Source organism: Trebonia sp., assembly GCF_049794275.1.
GTDB lineage: Bacteria > Actinomycetota > Actinomycetes > Streptosporangiales > Streptosporangiaceae > Trebonia.
The window spans coordinates 1-3,527 of record NZ_JBARCR010000587.1 but is presented as its reverse complement, the minus strand read 5'-3'; the positions used below and the strand labels follow the sequence as shown (position 1 = coordinate 3,527).

Here is a 3,527-nt window from a genome sequence, read left to right as displayed (position 1 = left end):
TCAGTGACGTGGACGCCGCCGGGGCCCGCGCCATGATCCGCGGGTTCCTCGCGCACGCGCCCGACGGCGGCTGGCTGCCGCCCGCCGACGTGACCGCGCTCCTGCGGCTGTACGGGATACCGCTGGTGTCGGAAACGGAAGCCCGCACGATCACGGGCGGGACCGAGGTGATCATCGGGGTGCAGGACGACCAGATGTTCGGGCCGCTCGTGGTGTTCGGGCTCGGCGGTGTCGCGACAGAAGTGCTGGCCGACCACGCGGCCCGGCTCGCGCCGCTGACCGAGACTGACGCCGACACGCTGATCAACTCCATAAGGTCCGCGCCACTGCTGCACGGCCACCGCGGTTCCGCTGCCGCCGACATCCCCGCGCTGCGCGACGTGCTGATGCGGGTATCGCGGCTCGCCGATGACCTGCCTGAGGTCACCGAGCTCGACCTCAACCCGGTCATCGCCCGCCAGCTCGGGGCGGTCGCCGTCGACGCGCGGATCCGGGTCACGCCTGAGGTACCGCAAGATCCATTTCTACGTCGGCTGCGGTTAACCTGCCGACCCCGATCCCGCCCGGACTAGGTGGGATGATGCTGCCGGCAGCAACCACGCGTACGTTCGGGATGACGAGGGGAACCCGCATGACAGCGACGGACGCTGGGCCGCTCACGGCCGGCGAACTCGACCTCATCGACGCTTGGTGGCGGGCAGCCAACTACCTGTCTGTCGGCCAGATCTACCTGCTGGACAATCCGCTGCTGACCGAGGAACTGAAGCCAGAGCACGTGAAGCCCCGGCTGCTCGGGCACTGGGGCACCACGCCGGGCCTCAACCTGATCTACGCGCACCTGAACCGGGTGATCAAGAACTGGGACCTGGACGTCATCTACATCACCGGGCCAGGGCACGGCGGCCCGGGGATCGTGGCGAACACCTACCTGGAAGGCACCTACAGCGAGCTGTACCCGTCCGTCAGCAGGGACGAGGCCGGGATGCGGCGGCTCTTCAGGCAGTTTTCCTTCCCCGGCGGCATACCGTCGCACGCGGCGCCGGAGACGCCCGGGTCCATCCACGAAGGCGGCGAGCTCGGCTACTCGCTTTCGCACGCCTACGGCGCGGCGTTCGACAACCCGGAGCTCATCGTCGCCTGCGTGATCGGGGACGGCGAGTCGGAGACCGGGCCGCTGGCCGGCAGCTGGCACGCCAACAAGTTCCTCAACCCGGTGACGGACGGCGCGGTGCTGCCGGTCCTGCACCTCAACGGGTACAAGATCGCCAACCCGACGGTCCCGGCCCGGATCCCGGCCGACGAACTGGAATCGCTGCTCAGCGGGTACGGCTACAAGGTCTACACGGTCGAGGGCGACGACCCGAAGCTCGTGCACCAGGAGATGGCCGCCACCCTCGACTCGATCGTGACCGAGATCCACGACATCCAGCGGCGGGCCCGCGAAGGCGGTGAAACCGGGCGGCCACGCTGGCCGGTGCTCGTGCTGCGCACGCCCAAGGGCTGGACCGGGCCGAAGTTCGTCGACGGGCTGCCGGTGGAAGGGACCTGGCGGGCACACCAGGTGCCGATCTCCGCGGCGCGCACCAACCCTGAGCACCTGCGCCAGCTCGAGGAGTGGATGCGCTCCTACCACCCGGCCGAGCTGTTCGACCCCGGCGGCACGCTGGTCCCCGAGATCGCCAGGCTGGCGCCGGCCGACTACCGGCGGATGAGCGCCAACCCGCACGCCAACGGCGGGCTGCTACTGCGCGACCTGGACATGCCCGACTTCAGGGACTACGCGGTCACGGTCCCGGCGCCTGGCGGCGCGCAGGCGGAGAACACCCGCGTGCTCGGCGGCTTCCTGCGGGACATCATCGTGGCGAACCCCAGGAGCTTCCGGCTGTGGGGACCGGACGAGACGTCCTCGAACCGGCTCGACGCGGTGTTCGACGTGACCGGCCGGGCCTTCGACGGGGAGATCATCCCCGGTGACAACAACCTGACCCCGGACGGCCGGGTGATGGAGGTGCTGTCGGAGCACCTGTGCCAGGGCTGGCTCGAGGGTTACCTGCTGACCGGGCGGCACGGGATGTTCAACTGCTACGAGGCGTTCATCCACATCATCGACTCGATGTTCAACCAGCACGCCAAGTGGCTGAAGGTGACCCGCGGCATCCCGTGGCGCCGGCCCATCGCGTCGCTGAATTACCTGCTGTCCTCGCCGGTGTGGCGGCAGGACCACAACGGGTTCTCTCATCAGGACCCGGGGTTCATCGACCACGTGGTCAACAAGAAGGCGGAGGTCATCCGCGTCTACCTGCCGCCGGACGCGAACTGCCTGCTGTCGGTGGGCGACCACTGCCTGCGGTCAAGGAACTACGTGAACGTGATCGTGGCGGGCAAGCAGCCGCAGGCGCAGTGGCTATCGATGGACGAGGCGATCATCCACTGCACGCGCGGCGCGGGGATCTGGGAGTGGGCGTCGTCGGACAACGACCCGTCGGTCCCGCCGGACGTCGTGATGGCGTGCTGCGGCGACACCCCGACGCTGGAGACGCTAGCCGCGGTGTCGCTGCTGCGCGAGCACCTGCCGTCGCTGAAGGTCCGCGTAGTCAACGTGGTGGACCTGATGCGGCTGCAGCCGGAATCGGAGCACCCGCACGGCATGTCGGACGCCGAGTTCGACGCGCTGTTCACCACGACCGCGCCGGTCATCTTCGGCTACCACGGCTACCCGTGGCTGATCCACCGGCTGATCTACCGGCGGCACGGTCACCCGAACTTCCACGTCCGCGGGTACAAGGAGAACGGCACCACCACCACGCCGTTCGACATGGTGATGCTCAACGACCTGGACCGGTTCCACCTGGTGATGGACGTGATCGACCGGGTGCCTGGACTGGCAGGATCGGCCGGGCACGTGCGGCAGACGATGGCGGACAAGCGGATCGCGTGCCGCGCGTACACCAGGGAGTTCGGCGAGGACGCCCCGGAGATCAGGGACTGGGCGTGGCGCGCGTAGACACCCACGTGCTCGTCGTCAACGCCGGGTCGAGCAGCCTCAAGCTGCGCGTCCTGTCGCCTGACGACGAAGTGACGGCCGGCGCCGACCTGCCCGCGCCGCGCGGGGCCGTCGACAGCGCCGACATCAGGAAGGCGATCGAGTCGTTCGGCCGGGTGGACGCGGTCGGGCACCGGGTGGTGCACGGCGGGACGCTGTACGCCGCGCCAGTGCTCATCGACGCTGAGGTGCGGCGGGGCATCGAGTCGCTCACCGACCTCGCGCCGCTGCACCAGCCCAAGTCGCTCGCCGCGCTCGACGCGGTATCCGCCGTGCTGCCCGGCGCGCCCGCGGTGGCCTGCTTCGACACCGCGTTTCACGCGACCATCGGGGACGCGGCGGCCACGTACGCGCTGCCCGCGGAGTGGCGCGCCCGGTGGACACTGCGCAGGTACGGGTTCCACGGCCTGTCCCACGCCTACGTCTCGAACCGGGCCGCCGAACTGGTGTCCGGCGAGCTGGTGTCCGGCGAGCTGGTGTCCGG

2 protein-coding genes and 1 pseudogene are annotated in these 3,527 nt (G+C 69.6%); all 3 read left to right on the top strand.

Going from position 1 to position 3,527, the window contains the following annotated elements; genetic code table 11:
- A partial coding sequence (locus WA805_RS15865; protein WP_425242714.1) for an acetate--CoA ligase family protein occupies positions 1-572 on the top strand: 572 nt, incomplete at its 5' end.
- Positions 573-631: 59 nt separating this feature from the next.
- Entirely contained in the window at positions 632-3,004 is a 2,373-nt protein-coding gene (locus WA805_RS15860; protein WP_424561096.1) for a phosphoketolase family protein, read from the top strand.
- Positions 2,992-3,527, top strand: a pseudogene (locus WA805_RS15855) (acetate/propionate family kinase); the annotation flags it as partial. The gene WA805_RS15860 and the pseudogene WA805_RS15855, both read left to right, overlap by 13 nt.